Source organism: Bradyrhizobium jicamae (assembly GCF_018130695.1).
Taxonomy (GTDB): domain Bacteria; phylum Pseudomonadota; class Alphaproteobacteria; order Rhizobiales; family Xanthobacteraceae; genus Bradyrhizobium; species Bradyrhizobium jicamae_B.
Genome location: NZ_JAFCJX010000033.1, coordinates 1 through 17632, shown reverse-complemented (window position 1 = coordinate 17632; position 17632 = coordinate 1). Strand labels below are relative to the sequence as shown.

The window sequence follows — 17632 nt, the reverse complement described above, 5'->3', positions numbered from 1 at the left end:
ATGAACTACGGTATTGCGTTCACACCGCTGGTTCCCGCGCTCGTGCTGTGGCTCGCGCTCGGCGCGATCGTCTTCATTGCTGCGCTGCTGCTGGTCTCGCGATCCCGCGGCGCCGCGGTGCGCGTCGCGGCGCTGGCGCTGATCCTGCTCGCGCTCGCCAATCCCTCCTTCACCCGCGAAGACCGCGAGCCGCTGTCGTCGGTCGCCGCCGTCGTGATCGACAAGAGCCCGAGCCAGAATTTCGGCACCCGCAACCAGGAGACCGAGAAGGCCAAAGAGGCGTTGGTCGACAGCCTGAAAAAGATCAAGGGTCTCGAAGTCCGCGTCGTCGAGGCCGGACAGGCCGATGGCGAGACCGACGGTACCAAGCTGTTCGGCGCGCTGTCTTCGGCGCTGTCGGATGTGCCGATCGAGCGCGTCGCCGGCGCCTTCATGATCACCGACGGCCGCGTGCATGACATTCCCGCCAACGTCCAGGCGCTCGGCTTCCAGGCCCCGGTGCATGCGCTGATCACCGGCCGCAAGGACGAGCGCGACCGCCGCATCGCGATCACCGCCGCACCGCGCTTCGGCATTGTCGGCCAGACCCAGACCGTCACCTACCGGCTCGACGACCAGGGCGTCACCGGCGAGCGCGCCAAGATCACCATCCGCCGCGACGGCGAGACCATCAGCGAGCGCATGCTCAACAGTGGCCAGACCTCCAGCGTCGATATCGACATCAAGCATGCCGGCCCGAACATCGTCGAGATCGAGGCCTCGCCGCTGGAGAACGAGCTGACCCCGGTCAACAACCGCGCCGTGGTCGCGATCGACGGCGTGCGCGACAAGCTGCGCGTGCTGCTGGTCTCGGGCGAGCCGCATTCCGGCGAACGCACCTGGCGCAACCTGCTGAAGTCCGACGCCAGCGTCGACCTCGTGCACTTCACCATCCTGCGTCCGCCGGAGAAGCAGGACGGCACGCCGATCAACGAGCTGTCGCTGATCGCGTTCCCGACCCGCGAGCTGTTCCAGCAGCACATCAACGAATTCCAGTTGATCATCTTCGACCGCTATGCACGCCAGGGCGTGCTGCCGATCGCCTATTTCGACAACATCGCGCGCTACGTCCGCGCCGGCGGCGCCGTGCTGGTGTCGGCCGGTCCCGACTACGCCTCGACCACCAGCATCTGGCGAACGCCGCTCGACTCGGTGCTGCCGGCCGAGCCGGTCGGCGTCACCGAGAAGCCGTACTACGCGCATCTCAGCGACATCGGCAAACGTCACCCGGTGACGCGCGGGCTGGAGGGCGCAGCCTCCGAGCCGCCGCGCTGGAGCCGCTTCTTCCGCACGGTCGATACCAGGAACGCCATCACGCCGCCCGTCATGACCGGCGCCGACGGCAAGCCGCTGCTGCTGCTGTCGCGGTTCGGCGAAGGCCGCGTCGCGCTGCTGCTGTCCGACCATATCTGGCTGTGGGCGCGCGGCTATGAGGGCGGCGGCCCGCATCTCGATCTGCTCAGGCGGATGTCGCACTGGCTGATGAAGCAGCCGGATCTCGACGAGGAAGCGCTGCGCATGCAGGTGCAGGGCAAGGACCTCACCGTGGTGCGCCAGACCATGGCCGACACGGTTGCGCCGGTCACCGTGACCTCGCCGAGCGGCACCACGCGCGAGCTGACGCTCGCCGCCGGCGAGCCCGGCGAGTGGCGCGCGACCATGCCGGCCAGCGAGCTCGGCCTGTGGCAGGCGACCGACGGCACGCTGAAGGCGCTGATCAATGTCGGGCCGACCAACCCGAAGGAATTCTCGGAAGTCACCTCGACGACGGATCTGCTGAAGCCGCTGGCACAGGCGACCGGCGGCGACGCCCGCCGCATCGTCGACGGATCGAGCCTCGACATGCCGCGCGTGGTGCCGGTGCGCTCGTCCTCGATCTTCCGCGGCGACGGCTGGCTCGGCGTCAAGATGCGCGACGCCAGCGTGGTCAAGGGCGTCGGCGTGCTGCCGATGTTCGCCGGCATCGTCGGGCTGCTGCTGCTGCTCGGCGCGTTCGCGGCGACCTGGCTGCGCGAGGGGCGCTGACGATCAAAGCGGTTTCGGAAGGCACTATGTGGGCGTTCTTGAGGAAGCGAGTCCGCAAAAGAGAAGCGCACGGGATGTTCGCTGAATTTGTATCCGCGGAAGGTCTACAAGCATTGGAGAGCGCGCTCGAAAAACGCTCTGATGGTGTGCCGCCGCTGAAAATGGAGGCGGTTAGCTACCTCATTTTTCAGGTGCGTGGTGACAGCCCCGACGTCATGCAACGCCATCTCGCCCAAGCCTTTGAGATCATCATGGATAACGACTGCCTCATTGAAAACATCATGTCTTCGATTGCGGTAGCTACCTTCAGGACGAAGGTAGCTACCTATGAGCAATTGCTGGAGGCGCTCCACACCCGGCTTGGTCCGAACATCAGAGTGGTGCATGGCCGTGGAGAATACCCGCGCGGTATCTTTGGCTCGCAGCGTCGTCTCAGCTACGGAACGATTTTCCCCGATATCACGTCGAAGCTCGAAACCCTGTTCGCGATGGAATTCGGCACTTCGCGGGAAATCTGACACCCCGCCACGGGGATGGTATGCGCCGGCACGTTGCAACAATCACACACCATCCCGCATCGATCGCAGGTTACCGGAGCAACGGTTGACATCACGCCGAGCATCCGATGTTATAATGTAACATCCGATGGCCATGGGGATCGTGGCGCTATCTGGATGGGGTGGGCATCATCGGCATGAAGTGGTTCCGCAAACACATCAGGACTGGCTCGCGGCTGGCGCTGTTCGCGCTCGCGATCCAGCTCGTGCTGTCGTTCGGGCACTTCCATCCGCTCGCCGCCGCCCATGCCGCAGTCGTCAAGAGTGGCCTCACGCAGGTCAACTTCGCCGACATCGGCACCTCGGCGACGCCTGACCTCGCGATCGAGGTCAGCAAAAAGCCGTCGCCTGCCAATCACGACAACGACAAGCGGCACGGCGACATCTGCGCGATCTGCGCCGTCATGTCGCTGGCCGGCCACGCGCTGTTCGCACCGCCGCCGCTGCTTCTGCTGCCGGAAGTCACTGAGCTGCTGCTGCGCACGACAGACGCCGAATTCCTCCATCTGAAATCGGCGCCGTCGGCGTTCCGATCCCGTGCCCCTCCCCATTCCTGACATCGACTGATTGCTGCACCCGGAAGGGAGCCGCCGCGTTACGCGCGGCTGCTCACCCGTCGGGCAAATCGGAATCGATCCGTCGCGCGCGACGGGATCAGGATCGGGACAATGACACTGCGGACAAAACGAGCATTCCAGATCGGGAGCGCCGGCTGGCTGTTGCTGAGCGCGATGGGCCAGACCGCGTGGGCTCAGGATCCGCCGCCGGCTCCGTCCACCACCTCTCCATCCACCCAGTTGCCCGACGTCAGCGTCGACGCGCCGAGCCCGATCAAGCGGCACCGAACCGTGGCAAAGCCCACGCCGGCACGTGTCGCGCACGGCACGTCCGGTCGCAATCGCGAGCGGTCCACCGAGCCGGCGCCGGCGCAAGCCGCATCCGCCGCACCGCCGCAGCAGGGCGTGCTGCCCATCGTCACCGACCAGTTTGCGACCGTCACGGTGGTACCGAACGAGGAACTGCGCCGCTCGAGCGGCGCGACCCTCGGCGATCTCCTGTTCTCGAAACCCGGCATCACCGGCTCCAGCTTCGCGCCCGGCGCATCCAGCCGTCCGATCATCCGGGGTCTCGACGTCAACCGCGTCGGCATCGTCGAGAACGGCACCAGCGGCGGCGGCGTCTCGGATCTGGGCGAAGATCATTTCGTTCCCATTGATCCGCTTGCCACCAACCAGGTCGAGGTGGTGCGCGGCCCCGCCGCGCTGCGCTATGGCTCGACCTCGATCGGCGGCGTCGTCAGCGCCACCAACAACCGCATTCCGGACGCGATGCCGACCTGCGCGGCCGCGCCGTTCCAGAGCTACGGCCTGCCGGTGAAGAGCCCGCTGGCGGACGCGGCATCGCCGGGCTGCCTCAATGTCGAGACCCGCACGTCGTTCAGCTCGGTCGATCGCGGCGTCGAGGGCGGCATCCTGCTCGATGCCGGCGGCAACAATGTCGCCGTGCATGCCGACGCCTTCGGCCGCAAGTCCGGCGACTACTCCATCCCGAGCTATCCCTATCTGTTCGACACGACACGGCCGGTGAACGGCCGGCAGCCGAACTCCTCGGCACAGTCGGACGGCGCTTCGATCGGCGCGTCCTACTTCTTCCAGGGCGGTTATGTTGGCGCAGCGATCACGCAGAACGACTCGCTGTACCACATCCCCGGCATCGACGGCGCCGATCATCTGACGCGGATCGACGCGCACCAGACCAAGTTCACCGCCAAGGGCGAATACCGCCCGGATGCGGCGGCGATCGACGCGGTGCGCTTCTGGGTGGGCGCCACCGATTATCGCCACAACGAAATCGGCCTCGCCGATCCGAACGATCTGTCGACTGACGGCGTGCGGCAGACCTTCACCAACAAGGAGCAGGAAGGGCGCGTCGAGGTGCAGATGATGCCGTTCAACGCGCGCTTCGCGCAGGTGACCACGGCATTCGGCTTGCAGGCCGGACATCAGCAGCTGACCGCGCCAAGTCCCGACAATCCCGGCACGCTCTATAACGGGCTGTGGGATCCGAACAACAACACGCGCGTTGCCGGTTACGTCTTCAACGAATTCAAATTCACGGACTCCACGAAGGCGCAGGTTGCCGGCCGCATCGAGCATGTCGATCTGCACGGCTCGACCCCGGATTTCCCGGCGGATTACCTGCCGAATGGTGCAGCGCAGACGGCGATCGCGCGCAACCCGTCCTATACGCCGGTCAGCGGCAGCGTCGGGCTGATCCAGAACCTGCCCGGCGATCTCGTCGCCAGCATCACCGCGCAATATATCGAGCGCGCACCGAAGGCCGCCGAACTGTTCTCCCGCGGCGCGCATGACGCGACCGCGACCTTCGACATCGGCAATCCCAACCTGACCATCGAGACCGCGAAATCGGTCGAGATCGGGCTGCGCAAGGCGACCGGGCCGTTCCGCTTCGAGGCCACCGCCTATTACACCCACTTCGACAATTTCATCTATCGCCGGCTGACCGGGGTGATGTGCGGCGACGACTTTGCCTCCTGCGGCAATGGCGATCCCGGCAACGAGGCGCGGCAGGCGGTCTACTCGCAACGCAACGCCATCTTCCGCGGCGCCGAATTCCAGAGCCAGTTCGACATCGGCCCGCTCTCGGGCGGCATCTGGGGCATCGAGGATCAGATCGACGTGGTGCGCGCCACGTTCAGCGACGGCACCAACGTGCCGCGGATCCCGCCGGTGCGGATCGGCGGCGGCGTCTACTGGCGCGATGCCAACTGGTTCGCGCGCGTCAACCTGCTGCATGCGTTCGCGCAGAACGACATTGCAGCGACCGGTGAAACGCCGACGGCGGGCTACAATCTGCTGAAGGCCGAGGTCAGCTACAAGACCACGCTCAACCCGAACTGGATCGGCGCGCGCGAGATGACAGTCGGCCTGGTCGGAAACAATCTGCTCAACGAAAATATCCGCAACTCCGTCTCCTACACCAAGGACGAGGTGTTGATGCCCGGCATCGGCGTGCGGGCGTTTGCGAATCTGAAGTTCTGAGCAAGGGTGGCGTCATCGGATGACGTGGTTCCGTAAACACATCAGGACAGGCTCCCGGCTGGCGCTGTTCGCGCTGGCCGTCCAGTTCGTGATGTCGTTCGGACACTTCCATCCGCTGGCGTCCGCCCAGGCGGCAACGGCAATCAACGCGGCGATGTCGCAGCTCGATCTCGACCACATCGGGACATCGCTCACGGCCGATGTTGCGACCGAGACAAGCCAGCCGCAGTTGCCCGCCGATCACGATGACGACCAGCACCCGGCCGACAATTGCCCGATCTGCGACGTCATCTCACTCGCCAGCGACATGCTGTGCGCAGCACCTCCGGTTTTGCCGCTGCCCGAAGCCGTCGCGCTTCTCCGCCATGCGGCAGATGCCGAATTCCTCCATCTGCGGTCGACCCATTCGGCCTTCCGATCCCGCGCACCTCCGCGGTCCTGACATCGATCGTTTCTTGCACCGGGGTCCGGCCGCGTTGCGCGGCGCGGCCTCGGAAAATCATTCAATCGGTCCGTCGCGAATGACGGCAAGGCCGAACCGGCTCCGGCGAAACGGACCGGTTACGACCGTCGGGATCCCCACCATGAAACCTTCTTTCGGAGCCACCCTCCTTTTCTCCGCCTCAGCCTCGGTGCTGCTCGGGCTGAGCCATGCCGCCGGCGCCCAGACCCCGTCGCCCGGATCAGGCGGCGCCGTCACGCTGCCGGAAGTCGATGTCGACGCGCCACGGCAAGCCCAGACGCCGCGGCGACCCAGGAAACGGCGCGTCGCGACACGACGCGAGGCGCCGCCAACCGCACGTCCGCCCACCGGCGCGCCGGTCGTGACCAGCACCAACGACAAGTTCGACACGGCGCGCCAGAGCATCGTCCCCCCGGTCGGCGCCAATGCGCATCAGGTCAATCACCAGGCCATCGAGGCGATGCCGCAGGGCACCGACGCGCCGCTCGACAAGGTGCTGCTGCAATTCCCGGGCGTGACGCAGGACTCGGCGGCGAGCGGCGAACTCCATGTGCGCAACGAGCACGCCAATCTGCAATACCGCATCAACGGCATCATGCTGCCCGACGGCGTCGGCGCCTTCGGCCAGATCATCGATACCGGCATTGTCGGCAGCCTCGCCTTGCTCACCGGCGCATTGCCCGCGCAATACGGCTTCCGCACCGCCGGCGTTCTCGACATCCAAACCAAGACCGACGCGTTCGACAATACCGGCAAGGTCAGCGTGTATGGCGGCAGCCACGGCACGATCACCCCGAGCTTCGAATATGGCGGGACGGTCGGGCAAACCCAGTACTTCGTGTCGGGACGCTATTTCCAGAGCAGCGTCGGCATCGAGAACCCGACGCCGTCATACAATGCGATTCACGACAACACGTCCCAGGAGAAGGGGTTTCTCTACCTGTCGACGGTGCTCGATCCGACCAGCCGCCTGACCTATATCGGGGGCGTTTCCAACAGCAGCTACCAGATCCCGAACAATCCCGGGCAGACACCGAATTTCACGGCGTTCGGCACCTCGAACTTCGATTCCTCGAAGCTCAACGAACGCCAGACCGAGTTCAGCCAGTTCAACGTCGTCGCCTATCAGAAGTCGGTCGAAGACATCGACATGCAGCTGTCCTACTTCAATCGCTACAGCCAGCTGCATTTCTACCCCGACACGATCGGCGATCTCGTCTTCAACGGCGTCGCATCCGACGTCTATCGCCAGAGCGTCGTCAACGGCATCCAGGAAGACACGGCCTGGCGCGTGGGCTATGCCCACACGCTGCGCTTCGGCTTCTCGGCCTCGTCGGAACGAACGCTGGTCAACAATTTCTCGACCGTGCTGCCGCTGGTTGACCCGACCGACCCGAGCGCCGGCACCATCGACGCGCCGTTCTCGATCTTCGATTCGAATGCCAAGACCGGCTGGCTGATCGGCACCTATCTGCAGGACGAATGGCGCATCAACAACCAGCTGACCCTCAATGTCGGCCTCCGTTTCGACCAGATGTACCAGTATGTCGACGCCAACCAGCTCAGCCCGCGGGTCAATCTGACCTGGAAGCCATATGATGGAACGATCTTCCACGCCGGCTATTCGCGCAACTTCACGCCACCGGAGCAGGCGATCGCAGCCCCGGTCAATCTGGCGCTGGTTCAGGGAACGTCGCAGCAGCCGGCGGTCGCCACCAGCAGCCCCGTCTTGCCGGAACGCTCCAACGTGTTCGACGTCGGCGTCGACCAGAAGATCTATGCGATACCGGGCCTCGATGTCGGTATCGACGCCTACTACAAGACCGCCCGTGATCTGCTCGACGACGGTCAGTTCGGCGCGGCCTATGTGCTGACCGGATTCAACTACGAGCGCGGCGAGAATGTCGGGGTCGAGCTCAAGGCGAAATACACCAACGGCAATTTCCAGGCCTATGGGAATCTGGCCTGGGCGCAGCAGATCGCGACCAACGTGGTCTCGAACCAGTACCTGTTCGATCCCGACGAACTCGCATACATCGCCAGCCACTACGTCTACACGGATCACGCCCAGACATGGACGGCGTCGGCCGGCGCGTCCTATCTCTGGAACGGCACCCGCTTCAGCGCCTCGATGATCTACGGCAGCGGCCTGCGCTCGGGCTTCGCCAACACCGACCACCTGCCGGGATACACCCAGGTGAATCTCGGCCTGTCACATGACTTCAACATCGTTGGCCCGAACAAGCCGACAACCGTCCGCTTCGACGTCGTCAACCTGTTCGATTCGATCTACCAGATCAGGGATGGCTCTGGAATCGGCGTGTTCGCGCCGCAATACGGCCCGCGACGCGGCTTCTATATCGGCATTTCACAGAAGCTGTGAGGCGCTTTGCGGATGTGAAGCACCGTGACAAGCAAAATCCCTCTGCCGCACCCGGCAGAGGGACAATGCTCTTCGACGTCCGCGGCCTCAATGGCCGACGACGACTTCGCTGATCTGGATCACCGGCTGCAGGTCGGTGTAGTTTGGGATGTCGGCCATGATCTCCTTGCCATGCTTGCCCATGCCGGCCGCGAAGGCTTCAACGGAGTCGCAGAAAATGTGGCACATCCCGACATAGGTCGCGGGAGCGCCCGGTGCGCCGCCGGCCAGGCCCTTGTCGACCGTGTAGTATTTGCAGGCGTCGCCGAGGCGCGCTTTCACCAGCGGCATGTGCTTGTCGCGATAGTAATCGTGATCGAAGCGCGCACCGGGGTTGTTTGGATACATGACACTGACCTTGATCACGGCGCGCTCCCTTTTGATGTGACATGCGCCGGTTGTGGCCCGGCGCTTCATGCCAACTGTGCTTCAGTTTTCTCGGCCGTGCAACTGCGACCCGGGTTCCGGTGGCATCACGACCACGCTAGCGTCCAACACGCAGAATTGTGACCCGCGTTAGAGCGCCTTGCTCCAATCCGGCTGGATCGGACCGGACACGCCCTCGAAGGCGCCCTCGACCAGCTCCAGCACCAGCAAACGGCTGTAGTCGACCGGCCCGGGCATGATCGCCCGTCCCTTCGGGATCGGCTTGAAGCCGACGCGGGAATAATACGGCTCGTCGCCGACCAGCACGATCAGACGGTGACCCTTCGCGCGGGCATCGTTGATCGAACGTTCGAGCAGCAGGCGGCCGACACCGCGGCTGCGGAACGGCGGCTCGACCGTCAACGGCCCGAGCATCAGCGCCGGCGTCTCGCCGATGCATACCGGCAACTGGCGCACCGAGCCGACCAGCAGCGTGCCGATCCGCGCGGTGAAGGACAGATCGAGCAGATGATCGACATGCTCGCGCAGCCGGTAGGCGCTGAGCACGAAGCGGCCCGGACCGAAGGTGCGCTCGAGCAGGCGTTCGATCGCCTGCGCGTCTTTCGGGGTCTCGGGCAGGATGGTCAGGGAAAGATCGTTCATCGTAGTTCGCGGGATAGCATCTGGCGGGGACCGGGTCCATCTCCCGATCAGCGTTAATCCCTGCGAGGGGCCGGCTGCGACAGATAGGCCAGCAGCTTCATCTCGCGGCGGCCGCGCGTCACGGTGTCGAGCACCAGCCCCGCCGACACCGCCAGCACCGCCACGATCATCAGGCCGGTCGACAGCACCGCGGTCGGCAGCCGCGGCACCACGCCCTCCTCGATGAACGTGATGACGATCGGCACCGCAAGCCCGATCGAGACCAGCGCCAGGAAGATGCCGATCGTGGCGAAGAATCGCAGCGGCTTCTCCGAGCGGTAGAGCTTCAGGATTGTGCCGAGGATCCGGAAGCCGTCGCGCCAGGTGTTGAGCTTGCTGACCGAGCCTTCGGGCCGCGCGTAATACGGCGTCTCGATCTCGGCGACCGGCAGCGACAGCTCGAGCGCATGCACGGTGAGCTCGGTCTCGATCTCGAAACCATCCGACAGCACCGGAAAGGATTTGACGAAGCGGCGCGAGAACACGCGATAGCCGGACAGGATGTCCGTGAAGGTCTGGCCGAACACCGACGACAGGAAATTGGTCAGCATCCAGTTGCCGGTGCGGTGACCCGGTCGATAGGCGGCGACGGATTGGTCGACCCGCAGGCCGACCACCATGTCGAGCCGGCCGGCCAGCAGGGTCTCGATCATGCGCGGTGCGCTCGGCGCGTCATAGGTGGCGTCGCCATCGACCAGCACATAGACGTCGGCCTCGACGTCGGCGAACATGCGACGCACGACGTTGCCCTTGCCCTGCCGCCGCTCGCTGCGCACCTCGGCGCCGGCGGCCCTCGCCACCTCGGCCGTGCGGTCTTTCGAGTTGTTATCGTAGACATAGACGGAGGCGTCGGGCAGCGCCTTGCGGAAATCGGCCACGACGGTGGCGACCGCGGCTTCCTCGTTGAAGCACGGCACCAGGACCGCAACCCGCAACGCTGGTGTCGTCATCGCCCGCCCGCCGAATCAGGTCTGTCCATGGCCTCCTTATACCGCATCAGGCGATCGCCTCCTGCCAAGGGCGCACGCCATCCGTGATCAAGGCACGATGCGACAGCAAGGTGACAAACAGCAACGTCCACAGCGACAGCGAAACAACCGGCATGATGTAATAGGGCGTGAAGATTGGATGGGTGGCGAAGAAAACCAGATTCACTGCCAGATTGGCCGCAACGAGCCATGCCAGTTGCTTGCCGCCACGCCCGGCGAACCGCCACAGCGCCGCGGTCCAGATCACAGCTATCAACAGCAGGCCGAATTGCAGGTTGAGCAGATAGAGGCGCAGAACACTCGCGTCGATCTCAGGCGGCACGACGTCCGCGCTGCCATAAGTCGTCGCAAACGGACTGCCGGCATTGACGGCATTGGCGATCAATGTCGGTGTGAGGCCGATCAGAAACGCGACACCGAACGAGAGACCTGCAAGAAAGGTCTGCCTGTTGCGCGCGACCAGGAACGCTGCGAGCAGGAACAGGCAATAGCCGGATGCGAGGAGCAGGTTCGGCAGACGGAAGCTGACGGACAGACCAATCAACAGGCCGACGACAGCCCACAGCGTCCAGCGATTCCGTGCCGGCGCGCTGAACAGCCATGCGGTCACGAGTCCTGCGAACGCACAAACGATCATGGTGGGCGCCACCGAATAGCTTGCCTTGGTCGGATTGACCATCAGATAGATCGCGACAATGCCGCACGCGCCGGCGAGCGCCAGCGTGCTGATATTCGTCGCAAGGTTGATCGCAAACATGGCAAAGCCGGCGGCGACGACGGACGTCAGCACGTAGAGCGGGATCACCTGAAAGCCTTCGGGAAAGAGCGAGAGCACGAAGCCGGTGCCCGGTGGATACTGCATCACGCGTTTGCCCGAGCCCGCCATCACGACGTGGCACGGCGCGGTCGCCGGGTCGTTCCAGGTCGGATAGTTGATCTCCTTCAGCCTCTCGGCCAGGTATTGATCGTCATCCCTGGCGATGTTGGTGTCGATGCCGCCGAGCCCGAAGCGCTTGAACAGATGCGCCTGGCGGAGATAGCAGATGTCGTCATAGACCCCGCGGCTTTCGCTCCATTTCGACATCGACCAGATGTTGCTGGCGAGCACCAGCAGCAATACAACGCAAAAAATCGCCTTCACGTACTTCAACAGGTGCCCCGCCCGACGATGTCAGATCAAGGGGAACCTAGCACAGCACACGGCTAGCGCCACGTCGCGATCGGCGGCTTGCCCTCGAGCACCTCGGCGATCCGCAGCCGCGTGCCCGGCGTGGTCTCGTCGGGCAGCGCCGAGGCGTCGAAAAAGCCGGTCGCGACGATCTCGTGGTTCGGCTCCGGCAGCCGGTCCTGGCGGAAATGCCTCACGACGTAGACCGCGACGTGATCGCGGCGCGAGACGTGCTGGTTGAGGAAGACGCCGTGCAGCACCGGCTCGCCGGTGAGCTCGATCCGTCCCTCCTCGACCAGTTCGCGCCTGAGCGATTCCAGAAAGGTCTCGCCGACCTCCACCCCGCCGCCCGGCAGGTACCAGCCATGGACGTAGCTGTGCTTGACCAGAAACACCCTGTTGTCGGCATCGAGCACGACGCCGCGGACGCCGAGCGTCATGCCGCGGGCGAACCGCCAGTAGACATGAAACACCCGCCTCAACTGCGGTTCGAAACGTCGGCGCCAACCCTGCAGGTCCGTCACTGATACCTCTGTCACATGGTGTTTGATCTTGCGCTGACACCTCCGGCTTGCCAAGACAGGACAGGACTTTCGGGATCACGCGAATGACCGTGCGCCGGCCGTATAACACAGGCAATCCGAGCGGGACCGAATAATGGCGGCGTTCCGCCTTGCGCATCTCTCCGACCCGCATCTGCCGCCGCTGCCGGCGGCGCGGCTGCGCGATCTCGCGGGCAAGCGGGCGCTGGGCTATTTGAACTGGACGCGCAACCGGCACAAATATCACCGCCGCGACGTGCTGGACGCGCTGGTCAAGGACATGCAGGCGCAGCAGCCGGATCATGTCGCCGTCACCGGCGATCTCGTCAATCTGGCGCTGGACGCCGAATTTCACCCCGCAAGGCAATGGCTGGAGGGCGTCGGCCAGCCCAGCGACGTCACGATCGTGCCCGGCAATCACGACGCCTATGTGCGCGCGACGCGGCATCGTTTCACGCATACCTTTGGCGACTATCTGCGCGGCGATGCCGAAGCGACGGTCTCCTTCCCGTTCCTGCGCCGGCGCGGGCCGCTGGCGCTGATCGGCGCTTCCTCGGCGGTGCCGACGCCGCCGCTGATGGCGACCGGATGGCTCGGAAAGGCGCAGCTCGAGGCGCTCGAAACCATCCTCGCGCAGCTGTCGACGGAGGATGCCTTCCGCGTGCTGCTGGTGCATCATCCGCTGCACTCCGACGGCCGCGCCAAGCGGCTGACCGACTCGCATCAGTTGCGCGCGCTGCTGCAGCGGCACGGCGTCGAGCTCGTGCTGCACGGCCACGACCACATTCACTCGACGATGTGGTTCGACGGGCCCGAGCGAAAAATCCCCGCGATCGGCGTGCCGTCGGCATCGGCGCTGGCGCGCAAGCATTATCCGGGTGCGGCCTACAATCTCTTCACCGTCGAGCGCGACGGCAATGGCTGGCGCTGCGAGCAGACCGTGCGCGGTTTTGGCAAGCATGACGGCATCCATGAGCTGCAGCAGGTTCGGTTGAGTTAATCTCCGCCGCCACCGCCGCAGCCACCACCTCCGCAACCTCCACCGTCGCCGCCTCCTCCGCCATCACCACCACTGTCTCCACCGCTGTCGCCACCACTATCGCTGCCGGCATCGCCAAAGCCTGCGGAGGAGCCGTCGATCGAGGAGTCGGAGAAATCGCCGCCGCAATAGCCGCCGCCGCTGCCGTTACGACGCAGCGCTTCGCAGTCGGGCTGATAGACGAAGCCGTTCGGGATGTTCAGCTTGCTGTCGAGCGCGAACAACAGCGGCAGCCGCGTGGGCCTGACCGGATCGATGTTCTCGTATTTGCAGCAATACCACCACACCCGCCGCAGGCCCTCATTGCTCTGGCGGCGCTCCTTCACCAGCACGACCGCGGGCGTGTGATGCAGGAAGCCGCCGAAGGCGCGGCGGCAGAACGCGTCATATTCGCGGGTGTAGAGGATGAACTCGTGCCAGAGATCGTCGGCGACCTGCGAGGGCATCGACACGTAGCGCTTGCCGCTCATGAGATAGGCGACGAAAAACTGCCTCAAGCCGCGCGACACCAGCGCGCTGTCCTTGCGGGCGAAGCCGGGATGGCGCTTCTCCAGCCGCTCCAGCAGGCCGCGCGGCCAAATGAAGGTGCGGATGTAGTCGGCGCGGCGGAACGTCTGCCATTTGTTGTACAGCACCGCGCTGCCGATCACCGAGCCCGCGGCGAGGATGGCGAAAAACGCCGAGGTAGGTGTGATGACCACGATGCCCCCCGGCTCGCCGCTTCCTACATATTCCGCAGGCTCAGAAACAGCGCCAGCCCGAACAGCGCGAGCGCGCCCACGAGGAAGCCGAACACGAACATGCCGAAGCCGCCGCGCTTCCTCACCTCGACGACGGGCTCCTCCTTCACCTCGGGCATCGGCGTCGCCACCATCGCATGCTCGCGCTCGATCATACGGCGCGCGACGTAATCGGTGACGGCATCGACGATCACGGGCACGTCGTGCGATTCGGCGAGCACGATGCGGCCGAAGCGGCTGTCCTGCACGAAACGATAGATCCGCTTGTCGCGCCCCATCAGGATGTGCGCGACCACGTCGATCCACAGCCGCGGCGTCTCGCCCTGGCTGATGCCGCGGTCGAACAGGTCGACCTTGTCCGGCACCTGCGCGAACAGCGGATCAAGCGCATCATTGAGGATTTCCAGCCGCGCCACCTCGGCATCGCGGAGTTCGACCACCACCCCGGTGCGATCGGCCGCCTCGATCCGCGCCTTCCGCAAGGCTTCACGCAGCGTCGGCCGCATCTCGCGGGCCTCATTGCCGGTGTTCTGCGGATCTGCCATCGGATGCGGCCTCATGCTCACGGGGACGAGCGTTAACCTATCAGTAACCATGTTTGCCGCAAAGGGCGTTTGATCCCAAGGACTTATCCCCAACACATCTTTTCTTTGACGCGCTTGCTTCACGCCGACCGGCATCCCCTTCGCTCGAAAACGCTCTGTGGTCGCGGTGCTGCCCCCAAAGCGGTCGACCCCACCCGGATGAACCGGATGGGGCCGCCGTCCCTGGACGTTTCTTGATTGGTGTAAAGCGGTCCGTCAGGCCGAGACGCGCGACGGCTCTTCGACGATGGAGAAGCGCACGCCGGCCTTGTGGCGGTTCTCTTCGGAGACCACGCGCCAGGCATCCTCGGCTTCCTTGCGGGTCTTGAACGGCCCCTGCACCTGCGCGGAGCCTTCGACGAGCTTGTGGAAGTTCATCGAGCCGAACTCGCCGCCGATCACCCAGAAATTGCTGCCCTTGGTCATTGTCAGTCTCCTTGTGAAACCGGCTGTTTGTGCGCCGGCCAAAGCTTTCGTCCTCAGTCACCCAGCGACATCTTTGACAACGCGCTGTGAAATGCGTGGCAGAAGCTAAACGCGAAAACACGATCTGCGTATAGATGGCTTGTTTTTTATTGGTGATGTCATGTAACATCATCACTTGTAATAAATGTAATTTTGTCAATTTAGTCACATATAGGTCAGGAAGACTGCCATGCCTGCGCTCGGAGGAGACGCTCAATCGTCCCCCTCTCCCCGTTCTTACGGGGAGAGGGTTGGGGTGAGGGGCGGCCACAGCGGGACTCGCGGAGAGTCCCCCTCACCCGGATTGCATCTGACGATGCAATCCGGCCTCTCCCCGCACGCGGGGAGAGGCGAAGGGAGAGCCTCCCATGCCCGCTGACTCCGCAAAAAAGCTGTTCGTCGGGCCCCGCTTCCGGCGGATCCGGCAGCAGCTTGGGCTGTCGCAGACCCAGATGGCCGAGGGGCTGGAGATTTCGCCGAGCTACATCAACCTGATCGAGCGCAACCAGCGGCCGGTGACCGCGCAGCTGCTGCTGCGGCTGGCCGAAACCTATGACCTCGATCTGCGCGATCTCGCCACCGCCGACGAGGACCGCTTCTTTGCCGAACTGAACGAGATCTTCTCCGATCCGCTGTTCCGCCAGATCGACCTGCCGAAGCAGGAGTTGCGCGATCTCGCCGAGCTCTGCCCCGGCGTGACGCACGCGCTGCAGCGGCTCTATGCGGCCTACACCGAGGCGCGCCGTGGCGAGACCATGGCGGCGGCGCAGATGGCCAACCGCGAGGGTACCCAGTTCGAGGCCAATCCGATCGAGCGGGTGCGCGATCTGATCGAGGCCAACCGCAACTATTTCGGCGAGATCGAGACCGCGGCAGAAAGCCTGCGCGACGAGATCAACGCGCCGGCCGAGGGCCTCTATGCCGCGCTGGCCGACCGCCTGCGGGAAAAGCATTCGATCGTCACCCGCATCATGCCTGTCGACGTGATGCGCGAGACGCTGCGCCGCTTCGACCGCCATCGCCGGCAGCTCTTGCTCTCCGAACTGGTCGACGGCCCGGGCCGGATCTTCCAGCTCGCGCTGCAGCTCGGCTTCGTCGAACACGGCGGCGCGATCGACGCCATTGTCGGCCGCGCCGGCCCGCTCGACGACACCGCACGACGGCTCTACCGCATCACGCTCGCGAATTATTTCGCGGCCGCTGCGATGATGCCGTACGGGGCTTTCCATGCCGCCGCCGAGCAGCTCGGCTACGACGTGCATGTGCTGGCGCAGCGCTTCAACGCCGGCTTCGAGCAGGTCTGCCACCGCCTCACCACCCTGCAGCGGCCGAACGCGCGCGGCGTGCCGTTCTTCATGCTGCGCGTCGACAATGCCGGCAACGTCTCCAAGCGCTTCTCGTCGGGCACCTTCCCGTTCTCCAAGTTCGGCGGCACCTGCCCGCTGTGGAACGTGCACTCGACCTTCGACGCACCGGACCGCCTGCTCAGCCAGGTGATCGAATTGCCCGACGGCACCCGCTATTTCTCGATCGCGCAGACGGTGCGCCGGCCGATTGCGCCGCATCCCCAGCTGCAGCCGCGCTTTGCGCTCAGCCTCGGCTGCGAGATCCGCCACGCCGCAAAGCTCGTCTACGCCACCGGCATGGATCTGGAGAAAGCCGAGGGCACCCCGATCGGCGTCAACTGCCGCCTCTGCGAACGCGAAAACTGCAGCCAGCGCGCCGAGCCGCCGATCACGCGCAGCCTGATCCTCGACGAAACGACGCGGCGGGTGAGCTCGTTCGCGTTTTCGAATGCAAGAGAATTGTAGGGTGGGCAAAGGCGCGCTTGCGCCGTGCCCACCATCTGCAGGGTGCTCCTGATGGTGGGCACGCTGACGCTTTGCCCACCCTACGCAATCGTGCGTATGGCAAGAGCTCAATCCACCGGCGCGAACGCCTTGCACCAGCCGCCCTTGCTGATCTCGCCCTCGACCACCTTGCAGCCGTTCGGTTCGACGAACAGCGTGCACAGGCCGCAGGAGTAGATGCCGTTCGGCCCGTCCTGATAGGCGGCCTGGGGTTTTGTCATCTTGTCGGAGGCGGAGGTCGGATTCGGGCTCAGCATGACGGCAGCGAGCGCGATGAGGCGTCGTCTGGAACAGCGCCAGGATTGCCCGGTCATTGGAGTTGTCTCTCCGTGTGTTGGCTGCTGGCATCCTAGCCGTCATTGCGAGCGAAGCGAAGCAATCCATCATCTCTACTTGCAACAACTCGGTGTCATCACCCGCGCATGCGGGTGATCCAGTATTCCAGAGGCGGTTGTGATTCAACCGAGAACACGCGGCGTACTGGATCCCCGCGTTCGCGGGGATGACATTGAAATATGCATCCGCATTCTCGCGACATGATCTGTCCGAGTTTTCCATCTCGTTCCGCCCTCTCAGATAACGAGGGCGCAGGGAAGACCGGGTGCACGCCGCACCCGCG

17 protein-coding genes are annotated in these 17632 nt (G+C 64.7%); 8 read left to right on the top strand and 9 right to left on the bottom strand.

Annotated elements, in window-relative coordinates; translation table 11 throughout:
• The 6 genes from JQ604_RS34275 (at position 1) to JQ604_RS34250 (ending at position 8529) form a co-directional block, all read left to right on the top strand.
• Positions 1-2064 carry a hypothetical protein gene (locus JQ604_RS34275; protein WP_212365146.1) on the top strand — a complete coding sequence of 688 codons (2064 nt, stop codon included), beginning with the start codon at positions 1-3 and terminating at the stop codon, positions 2062-2064.
• A gap of 74 nt (positions 2065-2138) precedes the next feature.
• Positions 2139-2582, top strand: coding sequence for a hypothetical protein (locus tag JQ604_RS34270; protein WP_212365145.1), 444 nt, complete (start codon positions 2139-2141; stop codon positions 2580-2582).
• Positions 2583-2758: 176 nt separating this feature from the next.
• Positions 2759-3178, top strand: a complete 420-nt coding sequence (locus JQ604_RS34265) for a DUF2946 family protein (protein ID WP_212365144.1) — start codon at positions 2759-2761, stop codon at positions 3176-3178.
• Between the two features lie 111 nt (positions 3179-3289).
• The gene (locus JQ604_RS34260) at positions 3290-5683 is read left to right on the top strand and encodes a TonB-dependent receptor (RefSeq protein WP_212365143.1); all 2394 of its coding nucleotides are present in this window, start codon (positions 3290-3292) and stop codon (positions 5681-5683) included.
• 19 nt (positions 5684-5702) lie between these two features.
• On the top strand, positions 5703-6125 hold the full coding sequence (locus tag JQ604_RS34255) for a DUF2946 family protein (protein ID WP_212365142.1): 423 nt from the start codon (positions 5703-5705) through the stop codon (positions 6123-6125).
• A 142-nt stretch (positions 6126-6267) separates the two neighbouring features.
• A complete protein-coding gene (locus JQ604_RS34250; protein WP_212365141.1) occupies positions 6268-8529 on the top strand; it encodes a TonB-dependent receptor in 2262 nt (753 codons plus the stop codon).
• Between the two features lie 87 nt (positions 8530-8616).
• Here the strand turns inward: JQ604_RS34250 and JQ604_RS34245 are convergent, their stop codons facing one another.
• The 5 genes from JQ604_RS34245 to JQ604_RS34225 form a co-directional block, all read right to left on the bottom strand.
• A complete protein-coding gene (locus JQ604_RS34245) occupies positions 8617-8934 on the bottom strand; it encodes an EthD family reductase (protein ID WP_212365140.1) in 318 nt (105 codons plus the stop codon).
• A gap of 150 nt (positions 8935-9084) precedes the next feature.
• Positions 9085-9597 (bottom strand): GNAT family N-acetyltransferase, encoded by a 513-nt coding sequence (locus JQ604_RS34240; RefSeq protein ID WP_212365139.1) that lies wholly within the window; start codon positions 9595-9597, stop codon positions 9085-9087.
• A 53-nt stretch (positions 9598-9650) separates the two neighbouring features.
• Positions 9651-10586, bottom strand: coding sequence for a glycosyltransferase family 2 protein (locus tag JQ604_RS34235; RefSeq protein WP_212365138.1), 936 nt, complete (start codon positions 10584-10586; stop codon positions 9651-9653).
• A 46-nt stretch (positions 10587-10632) separates the two neighbouring features.
• Entirely contained in the window at positions 10633-11766 is a 1134-nt protein-coding gene (locus JQ604_RS34230) for a hypothetical protein (RefSeq protein WP_433996314.1), read from the bottom strand.
• Positions 11767-11828: 62 nt separating this feature from the next.
• Positions 11829-12317, bottom strand: a complete 489-nt coding sequence (locus JQ604_RS34225; protein ID WP_212365136.1) for an NUDIX domain-containing protein — start codon at positions 12315-12317, stop codon at positions 11829-11831.
• A gap of 133 nt (positions 12318-12450) precedes the next feature.
• Here JQ604_RS34225 and JQ604_RS34220 point away from each other — a divergent pair, with 133 nt between their 5' ends.
• Positions 12451-13335: a metallophosphoesterase family protein gene (locus JQ604_RS34220; RefSeq protein WP_212365135.1), complete on the top strand. Its 885-nt coding sequence runs from the start codon at positions 12451-12453 to the stop codon at positions 13333-13335.
• Here JQ604_RS34220 and JQ604_RS34215 read toward each other — a convergent pair.
• The 3 genes from JQ604_RS34215 to JQ604_RS34205 all read right to left on the bottom strand — a co-directional run bounded on the left by JQ604_RS34215 (position 13332) and on the right by JQ604_RS34205 (position 15124).
• Positions 13332-14075 carry a glycine-rich domain-containing protein gene (locus tag JQ604_RS34215; RefSeq protein WP_212365134.1) on the bottom strand — a complete coding sequence of 248 codons (744 nt, stop codon included), beginning with the start codon at positions 14073-14075 and terminating at the stop codon, positions 13332-13334. The two genes, JQ604_RS34220 and JQ604_RS34215, sit on opposite strands and share 4 nt — an antisense overlap.
• A gap of 23 nt (positions 14076-14098) precedes the next feature.
• Entirely contained in the window at positions 14099-14659 is a 561-nt protein-coding gene (locus tag JQ604_RS34210) for a hypothetical protein (RefSeq protein ID WP_212365133.1), read from the bottom strand.
• Between the two features lie 255 nt (positions 14660-14914).
• Positions 14915-15124, bottom strand: a complete 210-nt coding sequence (locus JQ604_RS34205; RefSeq protein WP_108522535.1) for a DUF4170 domain-containing protein — start codon at positions 15122-15124, stop codon at positions 14915-14917.
• Between the two features lie 407 nt (positions 15125-15531).
• Here JQ604_RS34205 and JQ604_RS34200 point away from each other — a divergent pair, with 407 nt between their 5' ends.
• Positions 15532-16974 (top strand): helix-turn-helix domain-containing protein, encoded by a 1443-nt coding sequence (locus JQ604_RS34200; protein ID WP_212365132.1) that lies wholly within the window; start codon positions 15532-15534, stop codon positions 16972-16974.
• A gap of 107 nt (positions 16975-17081) precedes the next feature.
• On the opposite strand, the gene JQ604_RS34195 is transcribed toward JQ604_RS34200, so the two are convergent.
• Positions 17082-17327, bottom strand: a complete 246-nt coding sequence (locus JQ604_RS34195) for an iron oxidase (RefSeq protein ID WP_212365131.1) — start codon at positions 17325-17327, stop codon at positions 17082-17084.
• Between the last annotated feature and the right edge of the window lie 305 nt (positions 17328-17632).

Coding starts and splice junctions, on each gene's coding strand:
- JQ604_RS34275 (WP_212365146.1), top strand. CDS start 1: ATGAACTACGGTATTGCGTTCACACCGCTGGTTCCCGCGCTCGTGCTG.
- JQ604_RS34270 (WP_212365145.1), top strand. CDS start 2,139: ATGTTCGCTGAATTTGTATCCGCGGAAGGTCTACAAGCATTGGAGAGC.
- JQ604_RS34265 (WP_212365144.1), top strand. CDS start 2,759: ATGAAGTGGTTCCGCAAACACATCAGGACTGGCTCGCGGCTGGCGCTG.
- JQ604_RS34260 (WP_212365143.1), top strand. CDS start 3,290: ATGACACTGCGGACAAAACGAGCATTCCAGATCGGGAGCGCCGGCTGG.
- JQ604_RS34255 (WP_212365142.1), top strand. CDS start 5,703: ATGACGTGGTTCCGTAAACACATCAGGACAGGCTCCCGGCTGGCGCTG.
- JQ604_RS34250 (WP_212365141.1), top strand. CDS start 6,268: ATGAAACCTTCTTTCGGAGCCACCCTCCTTTTCTCCGCCTCAGCCTCG.
- JQ604_RS34240 (WP_212365139.1), bottom strand. CDS start 9,597: ATGAACGATCTTTCCCTGACCATCCTGCCCGAGACCCCGAAAGACGCG.
- JQ604_RS34235 (WP_212365138.1), bottom strand. CDS start 10,586: ATGACGACACCAGCGTTGCGGGTTGCGGTCCTGGTGCCGTGCTTCAAC.
- JQ604_RS34220 (WP_212365135.1), top strand. CDS start 12,451: ATGGCGGCGTTCCGCCTTGCGCATCTCTCCGACCCGCATCTGCCGCCG.
- JQ604_RS34210 (WP_212365133.1), bottom strand. CDS start 14,659: ATGGCAGATCCGCAGAACACCGGCAATGAGGCCCGCGAGATGCGGCCG.
- JQ604_RS34205 (WP_108522535.1), bottom strand. CDS start 15,124: ATGACCAAGGGCAGCAATTTCTGGGTGATCGGCGGCGAGTTCGGCTCG.
- JQ604_RS34200 (WP_212365132.1), top strand. CDS start 15,532: ATGCCCGCTGACTCCGCAAAAAAGCTGTTCGTCGGGCCCCGCTTCCGG.
- JQ604_RS34195 (WP_212365131.1), bottom strand. CDS start 17,327: ATGACCGGGCAATCCTGGCGCTGTTCCAGACGACGCCTCATCGCGCTC.